Raw genomic sequence first — 15190 nt, 5'->3', positions numbered from 1 at the left:
ATCCACCATGTTGCTGCATATCCCCGATGTACTGACCACCGAGCAGGTCGCGGGAATGCGTGCCGCCATGGTGGATGCCGACTGGACCGACGGTCGGCAGACCGTCGGTCCGCAGGGTGCGAAGGTGAAGCGCAACCTGCAACTGCCCGACGCGTCACCCCTGCGGAGACAGCTGGGTGAACAGGTGGTCGCGGCGCTCACCCGCCATCCGCTCTACCACGCGGCGGCGCTGCCGCTGCGCACGATCTCGCCGCGCTTCAACCGCTACGAAGGCGGCGGCGAATACGGTTTCCATATCGATGGCGCGGTGATGTCCACCGGCCACGGCGACGAACAGGTTCGCAGCGATATCTCATGCACGCTGTTCCTGGCCGAGCCGGACGAGTACGACGGCGGCGAGCTGATCGTCAGCGACACCTACGGCGAGCACGAGGTCAAGCTGCCGGCCGGCCACGCCATCGTCTATCCCTCGTCCAGCCTGCACCGGGTAACGCCGGTGACGCGTGGCGCCCGTATCGCCGCGTTCTTCTGGGTGCAGAGCCTCGTCCGCGACGATGGCGCACGGCGGTTGCTGCTGGAGCTCGATACGTCCATCCGCGAACTGTCGGCGGCGGGCGCGGATCAGCCGGCGATCCTGCGGTTGACGGGCGTCTACCACAACCTCCTGCGGCGCTGGGCCGAGACCTGATCTCACAAAGGTAGGCATCCGGGGCCCGGCGGCGGATAATCAACGCCCCCTTGCAGTCCTGGCTCCCCTCGCATGTTCCAACCCGGTCAACGCTGGATCTCTACCGCCGAGCCCGAGCTCGGTCTCGGCACCGTTCTTCGCGTCGAGGGACGTAGCGTGCAGGTGCTGTTCGCCAAGGCGGGCGTGCTGCGCCCCTATGCGGCGGATAGCGCCCCGCTGATCCGTGCGGAATTCCGCGCCGGCCAGCGCGTATCGGGCAAGGGCATTGCCTTCCTGGTCGAGCGCATCGAGGAACGCGAAGGCCTTTATGTCTACCGTGGCGAAGGCCGCGAACTGGAAGAAGGCCAGCTGGACGACGAGCAGGCGCTGTCGCAGGCGGACGACCGCCTGATCGGTGGCCGTACCGACACCAACGACCGCTTCGACCTGCGCCTGGAAGCCCTGCGCCGACGTGCCGATGCCCGTCGCTCGGCCGCCTGGGGCCTGGAATCGGCGCGGATCGGCCTGGTGCCGCACCAACTGCGTGTGGCCGGCATCGCCGCCGCGCGTCGCCCGCCCCGTGTGCTGCTGGCGGACGAGGTCGGCCTGGGCAAGACGATCGAGGCCGGCATGATCCTCTCGCGCCAGCTGGCGGCCGGGCGCGCGGGTCGCGTGCTGGTGCTGCTGCCGGAAACCCTGGTCTACCAGTGGTTCGTCGAGCTGCTGCGCCGTTTCAACCTGTCCTTCTCGATCTTCGACGAGGAACGCTGCGAGGCCATCGAACAGGCCAGCGACGGCCGCAACCCATTCGAAGACGAACAACTGGTCATCGCCGATTTCGCCTTCCTCGAAGGCTCGCCGAAGCGCGCTGCGCAGCTGACCGAGGCCGGCTGGGACCTGATCGTGGTGGACGAAGCCCACCACCTGGCCTGGACCCCGGACGAGGCCAGCCCCCGCTACCGCCTGGTCGAGACCCTCGCCGCCGCCACGCCGGGCGTCATCCTGCTCACCGCCACGCCCGAGCAACTGGGCCGCGCCGGGCATTTCGCCCGCCTGCGCCTGCTCGACCCGCAACGCTACAGCGACCTGGACACCTACCTCGGCGAGGCGGAAGGCTATGGCGCCTTGTCCGAAGTGGCCAGCGTGCTGGCCGCGGGCGAGACACTCGGCACGGCGCATCGGGATTTGCTGAAGGCTCGCTTCACCGGGGACCGCGAGTTGCTCGGCCTGGTCGAGCGCGACGACGCCAACGATGCCCTGCTGGCCGCCCTCATCGATCGCCACGGCACTGGCCGCGCCATGTTCCGCAACCGTCGTGCCGGCATCGGCGGCTTCCCGCACCGTGTGCCGCACATCCGCGTGCTGGATGCCGATGCGCTCGAGCCCGGCCGCCGCGACGCCCTGCTGGCCGAGTTCCGTTCCGACCTGCAACAGCCACCGGCCCCACTGGAGTTCGACTACCACGACGACCCTCGCCTGGCCGCGCTGCTGAGCCTGCTCGACGCGCATCCGGCGGACAAGTTCCTGCTGCTGTGCCGCAGCCAGGCCAAGGTGCTGGCGATCGAGGAAGCCCTGCGCACGAAGAGCGGCGTGGGCGTGGCCCGTTTCCACGAAGGCCTGGGCATCGTGCAGCGCGACCGCAACGCCGCGTTCTTTGCCCAGCCCGACGGCGCGCGCCTGTTGCTGTGCTCCGAGATCGGTTCGGAGGGCCGCAACTTCCAGTTCGCCCACCGCCTGGTGATGTGGGATCTCCCCCTCGATCCGGACCTCCTCGAACAACGCATCGGTCGCCTGGACCGCATCGGCCAGAAACACGACATCAGCATCCACGTGCCGGTGGTCGAGCAAAGCGCGCAGCACATCCTGGCGCGCTGGTACGACGAAGGCATGGATGCATTCCGTTCCAGCCCCGCCGACGGTCGCGAACTGCTGCGTCGTTTCGGTGAACTGCTGTCCACGCTCGCCGACGAGCACGCCCGCGAGGACGATGCCCGCGATCAGGAACTGGATGCGCTCATCGCCGAGACCCGCGGCGCGCACGAGGAACTGGCCGCCCTGATCCACGCCGGCCGCGACCACCTGCTCGAACTGGCCGCCAGCCGCGACCCGCATGCGGACGACCTCGCCGGCAGCTTCGCCGCCGAAGACGCCGACGAAGCGCGGGATGCCTTCATCCAGCGCCTGTTCGAGACCTTCGGCGTGCACGCGGAAGAACTGGCCAAGGACATCGTACTGCTGGATCCACAATACCTGTCCACCGACGGCCTCACCGGTTTCGCCGATGGTCCATTGTCGGTCACGTTCTCGCGCGACCTCGCCCTAGCGCGCGAAGACCTGCCGCTGCTGCGTCTCGACCACCCGATGGTGCTGGCCGCGGTGGACCTGCTGGTCTCGGGGGAGAACGGCAATGCCGCCTTCCTCGTCGACGATGCCCTGCCCGTGCGCACGGCCCTGTTGCAGGCAGTGTTCGTGCTGGAAATCATTGCCGACCGCACACTCGATCCGGGCCGCTTCCTGCCCACGACACCGCTGGCCCTGACGGTAGACACCAAGCTCAGCGAACGCCCGGGCTTCCGCCCCAGCGACGTCGCCATGCGCCGCGCCCCTGATCGCAATATCGAGGTGCCGCGCTATCGCAAGTTCCTCTCCAAGCTGGTGCCGCCCATGCTGGAACGCGCGCAGGACCTCGCCGAGGCTCGTGCCGAAGTGATCAAGGTGGAGGCGATGGAAACCGCACGGCGCGAACTCGATACGGAATACGCGCGGCTGGTCGCCCTGCACGCGGTCAATCCGTCGATCACGGATGCGGAACTGGAGGCGGTGGAAAACGAACGCGATGCCCTATTGGCGGCCATCCCCGAAGCGCGTTTCCGCCTGGACGCGGTGCGCTTCGTGGTCAGCCCGGACTTCCTCGCGCTGCGCTGAGTCGCTTCAGAACGAGGGGCGTGGCGGCGGCCTGACGCCCCACGCCCACAGCAGCGCCAGCCCGGCGAACAACCCGCCCAGGTGGGCGAAGTGCGCCACGCCGGACACCGTGCCGGTAACACCGAAGATCAGTTCGGCGGCGCCATAGAGCGTGACGAACAACCACGCCGGGATACCGATGGGAATCGGGATCAGCATCAGCTTCTCGCGCGGGAACAGCATGGCGAAAGCGCCGAGCAGGCCGAACACCGCACCGGACGCACCCACCGTCGGGTACATGCGGCCCGGCTCGAAGAAGTACACCACCGCCAGCTGTGCCACGGCGGCCGCTACGAGGCAGGTGAAGTAGTAGATGACGAAGCGCCGCTGGCCCATCACGCGCTCGATCAGCCCACCGAACATGTACAACGCGTACATGTTCAGCACGATGTGCATGATGCTTCCATGCATGAAGCCGTAGGTCACCAGCTGCCACACGCGGAATCCGATGCCGGCAATATCGCCGCCGCCCAGGTCCACGGCAAGATCGTGGCCGATCGGCCACAGGGCGAACCAGCGGCTCACCGCCAGCGTCTGCTCGTCGCCTAGCAGCGTTTGCGCGATGAAGACCAGCACGTTGGCGATCAGGAGGTTACGGGTGACCGGGGGCAGGTTCGTCGGCATGGTGGCGGGCGCGTTAGGCGGTGAACGGCGTGGGCTGGAGGATCTCGATCCAGTACTGGTCCGGGTCGCGGATGAAGGCGATATGGCGCATGCGGCCATCGCTCAAGCGCTTCTGGAACGCCACGCCCATCGCCTCGAAACGCGCACAGGCGGCGTTGACGTCTGGCACGCTCACGCATAGGTGGCCGAAGCCGCGCGGCTCGCTGTTGCCGTTGTGGTAGGCGAAGGCGGCATCCTTCTCCGTGCCGTGGTTGTGCGTCAGCTCCAGCACGCCCGGCTGCGACAGCACCCAGCGCTTGCGCTCCGCGTCGTCATCCGGAATGAGCGCACGATCGCCCACCAGCACCAGGTAAACGATGGTGAAGGCCGCCTCTTCGTGCACCTGCCGGTACACCGGCGTAAAGCCCAGCACCCGCGTATAGAAGTCCAGCGACGCGTCTAGGTCGCGCACCCGGATCATCGTATGGTTGAACACGTAGCCTTGGGTCACAGCATCCGGCGCGGCGGTCACGCCCGGCAGTGATGTCAGGTCGGAAAGAGACATGGGGAATTTCCTCGGGACAATGCCCAAGGGTGGCCTCCCACCCCAAGCAATTCAAGCACCACCCCACGCAACGCACCTAAAACCCGTTACTACCCACCCAACAACGCGGGTAGGAGCTCACGATGTGAGCGAAAAGCCAACGCAGCGGCAAGGCCGCACCTCACCCTACCCCTGGCCCTCCTAAACCCGCCGCTCCGACCGCCCCCACCGCTCCGAAGCCTCCCCCACGGAAAGCACCATCAACACCCCCGCCAACACCCCATACGCCGCCACGAACTGCCACACCACCGCCCGCGCCGCCGCATCCAGCAACCAGGGCAGGTACACCGAACCGATCGGCGCCACCGAATGAATCACCCCGAACGCGGTTAGCACGCCCCCCAGCGCCACGATACCCGCGGCCTTGCGCACCTGCCCGTCGATCATCGCCACCACGAAACTGGCCCAGACCATCGAGGTGATGATGAAGCCGTTGCCGAGGATCACGATGACCGCCATGGCCGAGATACCGTGGGCGTTGTCGGCGTACAGCGCCGCGAAATGCGCCGGGTCCACGATGGTCGGATCACCCAGCTTGATGGCCAGCAGCCGCGCGATGGCCGGGAAGAAACTGAAGACCACGGCGCCCGCATAGCGTAGCGGCGTGGCCTCGAACGCCTGGGTGGTGATACTGACCGACACGAAGACCAGAATCGGCGCGAGCACCGCCACGGGCAGCAATTCCACCAGGTTGGACAGGTAACCGAACACGCCGCCCAGGCCGATGACCAGACCCGTGACCAGGGTATAGCCCGTGCGTGCGCCCATGGCCTTGTAGGCCGGCTGCCCGATGTATGGCGTGGTCTGCGCCACGCCCCCGCAGATGCCCGCCACCAGCGTCGCCAGTGCCTCCACCAGCAGGATGTCGCGGGTCGAGTAATCATCCCCCGCCGCGCGCGCGCTTTCGGTCACGTTGATGCCGCCCACCACCATCAGCAGGCCGAACGGCAGGATGAGGGGAAGGTAGGGCAGCGTGGCCGGCAAGGCATCGAGGAAACCGAGGTTGGGCAGGGGCAGGCCCAATCGCCATGTCCAGCCTGCGGGCGCGTGGTAGCCGCTGCCCAGCAACCCGACCGGACCCAGCCCGTAATAAAGCGCGACGCCGACGACGAAGGCGCCCAGCACGCCTGGGATGCCGAACGGCAGGCGGCGCCGGGCGATCAGTGCGTACAGCACGATACCCAGCCCGGCAAAGCCCACCACCGGCACACGCAGGATCTCGACCAGCGGCAGCAGCCCCATCAGTACCAGCGCGATGCCGGCGATCGATCCCAGCAGGCCCGCCCGCGGTACCGAACGCTGTACCCACGCCCCGAAGAACGACAGCACGAACTTGAGCACGCCCATGACCACCAGCGACGCCATGCCCAGGTGCCAGGTGGCCTCTCCGGCGGCGGCGACATCCATACCGGCTTGCCGGTAGCCCGCGAACGCCGGGCCCAGCACCAGCAGCGCCATGCCGATGGTGGTCGGCGCGTCGATCCCCAGCGGCATGGCCGTGACGTCGTCGCGGCCGGTGCGTGCGGCCAGGCGGCGGGCCATCCAGGTATAGGCGAGATTGCCCAGTAGCACGCCGAGTGCCGTGCCGGGGAACATGCGCCGGAACACCAGGTCGGCCGGCATGCCGAAGATGCCGATGAGCGCCGTCGCCAGGAAGGCCAGTAGCGACAGGTTGTCGACCACCAGGCCGAGGACGCCGTTGAGGTCGCCGCCGCCGAAGCGAGGACGCGGTGCGGGGACGGCCGCCATCAGAAGGACACGTCCGCGGGCTGGGTCACGCGCAGCACGGACTGGTCGCCCGTCTTCGCCTTCCATGCCGCGCGGATGGCGTCGACCGACGCCCGCGCCGCCGGCGTATCGGGATACAGCAGCACCACGATCTTCGAGCGGAGGCGCTCGGGCTGTGCCTGTTGCTTGCCCTGCCACTGGCCGTAAGCGTCGACCACGGTGAGGCCGCTGGGAAAGCGCGGCGTCACGTCCTTGTCGAGGAAACCGCGCCACGCCGCTTCGTCCACGCCGTCGTGCGCATCCGCGCGGCCCAGCCCGAAGTAGAGCTCCGTGCGGACCCATCCACGGGTGGCATCCGGATGGGCCGTATCGCCTTGCAGCGTTGCCGCGACAGGTGCGGCCGGGCCGCGCTGCGCGGGGCCGGCACAGGCGGCCGTCACGAGCGAGACGGCGAGGAAAAGACCAGCGAACACCTTCATGGAAACCCCTTGCACGAGTATTTCGAAACGGACGTCCATACGGCTAGGCGTCCGACCTATTGACACAGCGTACACTGCAATGCAACAAATAGTGCAAGGTTCGCACGTTACTGCGGCCACCGGAACCATCGTGCTCCGCCATCGTCGCCCGTGTCGCCGCGGTGACCTCCCCGCGTGCCCGCCAGGATCATCCATGCACCCGTCCCGCCTCGCTTCCGCCGTCCTGCTCGGTCTTGCCGCCCTTCCCGCCGCCGCTCAGGAGGCCGACCGCAACACCGCCTCCACGCTCGACCAGATCGTGGTCACGGGCACCCACGCCAAAGACCGCACGGTACTGGATTCGCCGGTGCCGATCGATGTGCTCACGCCGGAGGACCTCCGCTCGGCCGGCGCCGTCAACGGCGAGCTCGGCCAGGCCCTGGCCACGCTGCTGCCTTCCTTCAATTTTCCCCGCCAGTCCAACTCGGGCGGCTCCGACCACGTGCGCGCCGCCCAGCTTCGAGGCATGAGCCCAGACCAGGTGCTGGTGCTGGTCAACGGCAAGCGCTTCCACACCTCCGCCCTGGTCAACAGCGACAGCAAGATCGGCCGCGGCACCACGCCGGTGGATTTCAACGCCATTCCGATCAGCGCGATCAAGCGCATCGAGGTGCTGCGCGACGGTGCCGGCGCGCAATACGGATCCGACGCCATCGCGGGCGTGGTCAACATCATCCTCGACGATGCCCCGGAGGGCGGCGAGGTGGACGCCACCTATGGGGCTTACCACACGAATTTCCGCCCCGGGAACCGAGAGATCACCGATGGCCAGAGCGGCTACGTCAGCGCCAAGGCGGGCGCCAAACTCGGGGGCGACGGTGGCTTCGTCCGTGCCGGCATCGAGGGCAACAACCGCCAGCCGACCAACCGGGCCGGCCGGGACGACATCCCCTCCTGGGAGAACCCCTCGCCGGAAAACCTGGCCTTGCGCGGCAAGCGCAACTACGCCGCCGGCGACCCGCGCAACGAGAACTACAGCGGCTGGTTCAACGCCGAACTGCCGTTCGGCGACACCGTGCGCGGCTATGCCTTCGGCATGTATACCCAGCGCCGCACCGTCGGCGACAACTATTTCCGCTATCCCGACAGCGACGCGAACGTGCCGGCGCTCTATCCGCAAGGCTATCGGCCCGAATCGCTCGGCTACAACCGCGACGTCAACCTGACCGCCGGCGCGCGCGGCCGCGCCGGCGAATGGGATATCGACGGCAGCCTGACCTGGGGTCGCAACACCTTCGACTACGACCTGCGCGACACCGTCAACGTGTCCCTGGGCGAGCAAAGCCCCACGCGCTTCGACATCGGCAAGTACGACAGCACGCAGGGCACCGCCAACCTCGACTTAAGCCGATCCGTGGAATGGGGCTCGAAGCTGTTCACGCTGGCAACCGGTGCGGAGTTCCGCCACGAGGGCTTCCGGACCTACGCGGGCGATCCGGCCTCCTATGCGGTGGGGCCGATCGTGGGCGCACCGACCGGCGCGCAGGCCGGCGGCGGCCTGACACCCCAGGACACGGCGGACCTGCATCGCAACGTCGGCGCCGCCTATGTCGATCTCTCCGGCGACGTCACGGAACGCTTCTTCGCCGATGCCGCGGGGCGCTACGAGCACTACGACGACTTCGGCTCCGCGTGGACGGGCAAGCTCAGTGCCCGGTACGCGCTCACCGATGCCTTCGCCATTCGCGGCGCGGCATCGAACAACCTGCGCGCACCCTCGCTCAGCCAGGTCGGCTTCGAATCGACCTCCACGGGCTACGGTGCCGACGGCACCCTGGTGCAGGGCCGTGTGCTCTCGGTCAACAATCCCATCGCGCGCGGGCTGGGCGCACGCGACCTCAAGGCCGAGAAATCCCGCAACTACAGTCTCGGGCTCACCGCCCGCCTGGGCGAGCGCTTCGACGCCTCGCTGGATGTGTACCGCATCGATGTCGACCACCGTGTCACGTTGTCCGAAACCATCGCGCCGGACGGCCTGGAGAATTACATCGACGCACGCTTCGGCGTACCGGGTGTCCAAAGCGTGGCGTTCTTCACCAACGCCGTGGACACGCGCACCCGCGGCGCGGAGCTGGTCACCAACTATCGGCAACCGGCCTTCGGCGGCAACCTCACGCTCACCGCCACCTACAGTTACAACCGCACGTCGATCCGCCACGTCCGCGACACGCCACCGGAACTGGCCGCGCTCGGCGCGGATGCGGTGCTGTTCGGGCTGGAAGAACGCAACACGCTCACCGATGCCGCCCCACGCCAGCGTGGCGCGTTCACCGCACGCTGGGACAACTCGCGCTGGTCGTTACTGGGCCGCGCTACACGACAGGGCAGCACTACGCGGGTGTTCGATTTCGGTGGTGGCTTCGTGCCGAAGCAGACCTATGCGGCGCGCTGGCAGCTGGATGCGGAAGCCGAATGGCACGCCACCGATCGCCTCTCCCTCGCGCTGGGCGGGCAGAACATCACCGACCAATACCCCGATCGCTCGATCCCCGACATCGCCTACGCCGGCAACTTCCCCTACGACGTGATCTCCCCGATCGGCTCGAACGGCGCGTACTGGTACGGGCGGCTCCGCTACGCCTGGTAACCCCGCCAAACCCGGCGGTGCGTTGCGTCCGCCGCCAAGGTAGCCCCGGTCGCGGTCGCGGTCGCGGTTACGGTTACGGTACAGGCCAATGTAGGAGCGGACGATGTCCGCGAACCCTCAACACCGCTAAAACGAACGATGCCGCGCCCCGCCTAACGCCGGGCGTTTCCAACTACCGAACAAAGCGGTCTCACATGGCGCGGAATGCCACGCGGGCACGTGGGTAGAACCTCCGCTCGTGCCGAGGTAACGCATCATTCGCGAAACGACACGTCGAGGGTTCGCGGACATCGTCCGCTCCTACAACCGCAGGGCTGCTGGACCCTTGGAACGTTGGCCGACCCTATGGCCTGCACAAAAAAAGAGCCCGGCTTTCGCCGGGCTCTTTCATGCTGCACTTACCGATCTTGCAACGATTACTGCTGAACCTGCAGTTCCGTGCGACGGTTACGAGCGCGGCCTTCGGCCGTGTCGTTCGTGTCGATCGGGTTGCTTTCGCCGTGACCGATCGGACCTTCCAGACGATCCGCACCGATACCGTGCGAGGTCAGGTAGTCGAACACGATCTTGGCGCGACGCTCGGACAGGCCCTGGTTGTAAGCGTCCTTACCGACGCTATCCGTGTAACCAGCAACCGTGACCTTGACGGCCGGGTAACGCTGCAGGGTGTCGACAGCCTGGTCGAGAACGCCCAGCGAGTCGCTGGTCGGCTCCTGCAGGGTCGGTCCGATGTTCGTCTCACCCTTCTTCGGGCGGTCGAACTTGAAGTTGACACCACGCAGGTCGATGACGACCTTCTGCGGGCAACCATCCGGGCCGACGATCGTGCCAGCCGGGGTGGCCGGGCACTTGTCGTCGCAATCGTTCACGCCGTCGCCGTCGCTGTCGAGCGTCGAGCAATCCGGAGCGGCCGGAGCGACAGCAGCGACCGGAGCCGGAGCTGCCGGCGGCTCGCCGAAGCGCGAGACGATCGAGAAGCCGAGGAACCAGTCACCGTAGCCATTCTCGCTCTCGACGGTCTTGTCGTCCCAGTCGTAGCGGTAGCCGGCTTCGACGCGGAAGTCGGAGCTGTCGGTGATGGTCTTCGACACGCCGACGCCGAGCTCGGCAGCCGGGGACCAGCCGTTGTCGGACGGGTTGTGGTGGTACGAACCCATCACGCCAGCCAGCAGGTACGGACGCCAGCTGTCCCAGGCACCAGCGTAGAAGCGAGCTGCCACGCCGTAGCTGTTGTTCGACCAGTGGCCGTTACCGTCGTTGTCGCGCTTGGTGCGATCGGCAAAGATGTCGATCGACGCGTTGTTCGAAATGAACTTACCGAAGCCCAGGCCGTAGTAAACCTGACGGCTGTTGGTGTTGCGGTCGGTGTCGTTGTAGTAACCGCCCACCGTCGGTGCGATGTACCAGCGGCCGTCATAGCCGTTACCCGCGGTGTCAGCAGCGGATTCCTGCGCATGAACGGCACCCACGCCGCCCAGGGCCAAGCCGATCAGCAAAAACAAGCCCTTACGTTTCATCGGTGTCTCCTCATTATTGGTATTCGCTTCCGCGCTCCACCCCAAACGGAATCGCGCGTAAATCTAAAATCTAATCCGGGGACTTCAGCCGTCCCTCGCTTTTATATCCCTTCAACGGGCGGCGGCAGTTTAGCAAAAATCAAACAATTGAACACGTGCTAAAAACCGCCGTTCATACTTGAGTCACGGCTATTATCAAGCCGTGAAGAGCGTCATGAACTCGTGAATGGGCATCGCGTCGAGTTTTTCGGCCGACGAAGTGACCTCCAGAACCTTCTCGACCCGCTCTGCAGGCCACTCTGCTCGCAGGGCGGCCTCGAACTTGCGGAGCAGGACCGGGATGCCTTCGGCGCGGCGATTGCGATGACCGATGGGAAAGTCGATCGAAATCTTTTCGGTTTTTGAACCATCTTTGAAGAAAACCTGCACCGAATTGCCGATGTAGCGCTTCTCCGGGTCGAAGTAGTCGCGGGTGAACTGGGGGTTCTCCACCACCGTCATCTTGTCCCGGAGGGCGTCGATGCGCGGATCGGCCGCCACGGCGTCGTTGTAGTCGTCGGCGGTGAGGCGGCCGAAGATCAGCGGCACGGCCACCATGTACTGGATGCAGTGGTCGCGGTCGGCGTAGTTCGCCAGCGGGCCGGTCTTGTCGATGATGCGGACACCGGCTTCCTGCGTCTCGATCACGATTTTCTCGACCTCGTCCACGCGGGAGGCGACCTGCTCGTGCAGCGCCATGGCGCATTCCACCGCGGTCTGGGCGTGGAATTCGGCCGGGAAGCTGATCTTGAACAGCACGTTTTCCATGACGTAGCTGCCGAACGGGCGCTCGAACTCGAACGCGTTGCCCTTGAAGGCCACGTCGTAGAAGCCCCAGGTCTTGGCGGTCAGCGCCGACGGATAACCCACCACGTTGCGGTAGACAGCGTTGATGGCGTGGGTGACGGCACGGCGGCAGGCGTCGCCCGCGGCCCAACTCTTACGGGGACCGGTGTTCGGGGCATGGCGATAGGTGCGCAGGGCGCCGTTGTCGATCCAGCTGTGCGAGACCGCCGTCGTGATCTGCTCCTTGTCGCCACCGAGCATGGCCGTGGTGACCGCCGTGGACGCCAGCCGGACCAGGATCACGTGATCCTGGCCGACGCGGTTGAAACTGTTCTTCAGGGCATAGCAGCCCTGGATTTCATGGGCCTTGATCGCATAGCCCAGCACGTCGCGCACCGTCAGCGGCGCGCCGCCTTCCTTCACCGCCTTGCGCGAGAGGTAATCGGCCACGGAGAGGATGGCGCCCAGGTTGTCCGAGGGGTGACCCCACTCGGCCGCCAGCCAGGTGTCGTTGAAATCCAGGTAGCGGATCTGCGTGCCGATGGCGAAGGCGGCCTGCACCGGGTCCAGTTCGTGCGCGGTGAACGGCACGCGGGAGCCACCGGGCATCACCGCGCCCGGCACCAGCGGCCCCAGGTGCTTGACGCAATCGGGGAATTTCATCGCCAGGGCCGAGCACGCCAGCGAATCCAGGAGCATGTAACGCGCGGTGTCGTAGGCCTCCTGCGAGTCGATCCGGTAGTCGGCGACGTAGTTGGCGATGTCCACCAGCGGCTGGTCCGGATCGGGACGCGTGGCGGAACGGATGTCGTGTGCGCTCATGGATGTCACTCGCGGGGTTGGGATAGCCGGCGATTTTAACCGGTGACCCCGGGGCAATGTCTTGCCGCGGTGCATCCCAACCGCGCACAATGCACCCCACTACCAACCCGAAGGGGAGTAGTTCCGCGAAGTCCCTCCGGGGTTTCGTGCGCGACGGTCGTCAATACGGATGCCCCATGCATCCCGGTCGTCGCGGTGGCCTGCGCCAGGAACGAGACTTTTGTGGTGGCCACGAGTGCGCGTGCCCGTGGCCGCCGCATTCGATCTCACCACGCGCAAAGGCCGCCACCCATGGATTTCCTCACTCCCGAATTCTTCTCCGGCCTTGCCGCCATCGTCCTGCTGGACCTGGTCCTGGCGGGTGACAACGCGATCGTGATCGCACTGGCCGCACGCAACCTGCCCCGGGAATTGCAGAAAAAAGCAGTGTTCTGGGGCACGTTCGGGGCGATCGCCCTGCGCATCGTGTTGACCTTCGCCGTGATCTGGCTGCTCAAGCTGCCCGGCCTCATGCTGGTCGGCGGCGCCCTGCTCATCCCCATCGCCTGGAAACTGCTCAAGCACGACGACCATGACCCGAACATCGACGCCGCGTCGGGCTTCTGGCCGGCGATCCGCACCATCGTGGTGGCCGATGCGCTGATGGGCCTGGACAACGTGTTGGCAATCGCCGGCGCGGCCAAGGGCCACATGGGCTTGGTGGTCCTCGGGCTGGCGATCAGCGTGCCATTGGTGGTGTGGGGCTCCACCCTCATCCTGAAACTGATCGAGCGGTTCCCTGCGGTCGTCTACATCGGTGCCGCGGCCATCGCCTGGACCGCGGCGCGCATGATCGCCCATGACGGCCTGGTGGCGCCCTGGTTCGATGCACGGCCGTGGGCGCCTTGGGTGCTGGACGCGGTGCTCGTGCTGGGCATTTGCGGCGGTGGGTGGCTTTGGGGGCGTCGGGCGCGGGGATGATCAGGGTGAGCGTGGCTCGCCTTCGGCATCGCGTTGGCCTTGGCGCCTTGGGGCAAGAGCCGGCGGGTAGCTCCCTCGGTGCCACGCCTGCGGCGACCCGCTGAGGAAAGGCCGCTCCGCGGCCGTCTATCTATTGCCCTTCGGGCCGGGTCGGGCTTCGCACAGGGGTTCTCGACTCGACATCCTGTCTCGCGAGAACGGCCGGCCGTCCTGGCCGGCCCCCTTCGGGCCTGATCTGTGCGAATCCCTCGCCTGCGGCTACCGGCACCGAGGGGGCTACCCGCCGGCTCTTTCCAAGACTGAGGTGGGTTGTTACGCGAGCGGTCGCAGAGGTGCGGGGTATGGCGTCGTCGCTTTGTTGGCTTTTCGCCCACATCGTGGGTTCCTACCCCAGGGATAGGACAGGTTGTGGCATATCCAACGCCTGATCCGCCGCATGGGTCGGAGCGCACGCACGTGCGCGAACCCTCGACGTATCTAAGGCGACCGATGCCGTGCGCAACAGGCAGGTGAGCTCGCCCCGGTTTAATGGACACTCAAGTTATGGGATAGCAGCTTCGGTCGCCGCAGGCGATCGATAGCCGTTGGTCGAGTGTAAGCGCTGCCGGTTATAAAACACTTCGATGTATTCAAAAACCACGTGGCGTGCCTCCTCGATCGAGGCGTAGCGGCGTGGGGCTGCGATCTCGCACTTCAACGTACTGAAGAAGCTCTCAGCCACCGCGTTGTCCCAACACTCGCCGCGCCGGCTCATGCTTACCCGCATACCCAGTCGAGCGAGTTCGGCCTGATAGGCCGCGCTCGTGTACTGACTGCCCTGGTCGGAGTGATGGAGCACTCCCTGCGCCGAACCGCGCTGGCCTACGGCCATGCGCAAAGCCTGCAAGGGCAAGTCGGTATGCATCGTCGCAGCCGTTGCGTGGCCAATCACTCGCCGGGCGTACAGATCGATCACGACGGCCAGATACATTGGACCCTGTTGCGTGGCGAACTGGGTCATGTCCGTTACCCAGACCTGATCAGGGGCGGCCGTGGTGAAGCATCGATCAACATGGTTATCGGCCACCGCGGACACCGTGGCGGCCCGTCGTGATGCCTTGCTTGTACGCGAGCCGCGCCCGACGAGACCGCCCTGGCGCATCAAGCGGGCGGTCGCATGGCGCCCCAGGCTCAGCCCCTGCTCACGAGCCAGATGCCATAGCCGGGGACTGCCGTAAAGCCCTCGGCTGCGCTCATGCAACTGCTTCAGCTGCGCCAGGTGCTGGCGGTCACGAAGCACGCGGGGGCTCGGATGCTTTTGGCGATGCCGCCAGGCATAGAAGCTGTTGCGACCCACCTCGAGCAGCCGGCAGAGGACCACGATGGAGTACGACGCGCTCTCCGCTTCGATAAACC

General features: G+C 66.5%; 11 protein-coding genes. 4 read left to right on the top strand and 7 right to left on the bottom strand.

Features of this window, described 5'->3' with window-relative positions; genetic code table 11:
• The first annotated feature begins 7 nt into the window (after positions 1-7).
• Together FA89_RS09185 and rapA are read left to right on the top strand one after the other, a co-directional pair.
• A complete protein-coding gene (locus FA89_RS09185; RefSeq protein WP_036140232.1) occupies positions 8-688 on the top strand; it encodes a Fe2+-dependent dioxygenase in 681 nt (226 codons plus the stop codon).
• A gap of 72 nt (positions 689-760) precedes the next feature.
• Positions 761-3592 carry an RNA polymerase-associated protein RapA gene (gene rapA / locus FA89_RS09180; RefSeq protein ID WP_036140231.1) on the top strand — a complete coding sequence of 944 codons (2832 nt, stop codon included), beginning with the start codon at positions 761-763 and terminating at the stop codon, positions 3590-3592.
• Between the two features lie 6 nt (positions 3593-3598).
• Here rapA and FA89_RS09175 read toward each other — a convergent pair whose 3' ends face one another.
• From FA89_RS09175 to FA89_RS09160, 4 genes are all read right to left on the bottom strand, one after another.
• Positions 3599-4255, bottom strand: coding sequence for a rhomboid family intramembrane serine protease (locus FA89_RS09175; RefSeq protein ID WP_036140229.1), 657 nt, complete (start codon positions 4253-4255; stop codon positions 3599-3601).
• 13 nt (positions 4256-4268) lie between these two features.
• Complete coding sequence (gene gloA, locus FA89_RS09170) at positions 4269-4799, bottom strand: lactoylglutathione lyase (protein ID WP_036140227.1); 531 nt, start codon at positions 4797-4799, stop codon at positions 4269-4271.
• A gap of 180 nt (positions 4800-4979) precedes the next feature.
• Positions 4980-6587, bottom strand: coding sequence for a hypothetical protein (locus FA89_RS09165; RefSeq protein WP_036140224.1), 1608 nt, complete (start codon positions 6585-6587; stop codon positions 4980-4982).
• Positions 6587-7045 carry a DUF3574 domain-containing protein gene (locus FA89_RS09160; protein WP_036140221.1) on the bottom strand — a complete coding sequence of 153 codons (459 nt, stop codon included), beginning with the start codon at positions 7043-7045 and terminating at the stop codon, positions 6587-6589. The genes FA89_RS09165 and FA89_RS09160 overlap by 1 nt, the downstream gene beginning before the upstream one ends.
• Before the next feature lie 193 nt (positions 7046-7238).
• On the opposite strand from FA89_RS09160, the gene FA89_RS09155 reads away from it, so the two are divergent.
• Positions 7239-9671: a TonB-dependent receptor plug domain-containing protein gene (locus FA89_RS09155; protein ID WP_036140219.1), complete on the top strand. Its 2433-nt coding sequence runs from the start codon at positions 7239-7241 to the stop codon at positions 9669-9671.
• A 416-nt stretch (positions 9672-10087) separates the two neighbouring features.
• Here FA89_RS09155 and FA89_RS09150 read toward each other — a convergent pair whose 3' ends face one another.
• Both FA89_RS09150 and FA89_RS09145 read right to left on the bottom strand, forming a co-directional pair.
• Positions 10088-11188, bottom strand: coding sequence for an OmpA family protein (locus FA89_RS09150; protein WP_036140216.1), 1101 nt, complete (start codon positions 11186-11188; stop codon positions 10088-10090).
• Positions 11189-11383: 195 nt separating this feature from the next.
• Positions 11384-12835 (bottom strand): bifunctional 2-methylcitrate dehydratase/aconitate hydratase, encoded by a 1452-nt coding sequence (locus tag FA89_RS09145; RefSeq protein ID WP_036140214.1) that lies wholly within the window; start codon positions 12833-12835, stop codon positions 11384-11386.
• A gap of 291 nt (positions 12836-13126) precedes the next feature.
• Here FA89_RS09145 and FA89_RS09140 point away from each other — a divergent pair, with 291 nt between their 5' ends.
• A complete protein-coding gene (locus FA89_RS09140; RefSeq protein ID WP_036140211.1) occupies positions 13127-13795 on the top strand; it encodes a TerC family protein in 669 nt (222 codons plus the stop codon).
• 541 nt (positions 13796-14336) lie between these two features.
• Here FA89_RS09140 and FA89_RS09135 read toward each other — a convergent pair.
• Positions 14337-15185, bottom strand: coding sequence for an IS3 family transposase (locus tag FA89_RS09135; protein WP_240003957.1), 849 nt, complete (start codon positions 15183-15185; stop codon positions 14337-14339).
• Positions 15186-15190 lie beyond the last annotated feature (5 nt).

The organism is Luteibacter sp. 9135, from assembly GCF_000745005.1.
Classification (GTDB): Bacteria; Pseudomonadota; Gammaproteobacteria; order Xanthomonadales; family Rhodanobacteraceae; genus Luteibacter.
This window is presented reverse-complemented; position numbering and strand designations above follow the sequence as displayed.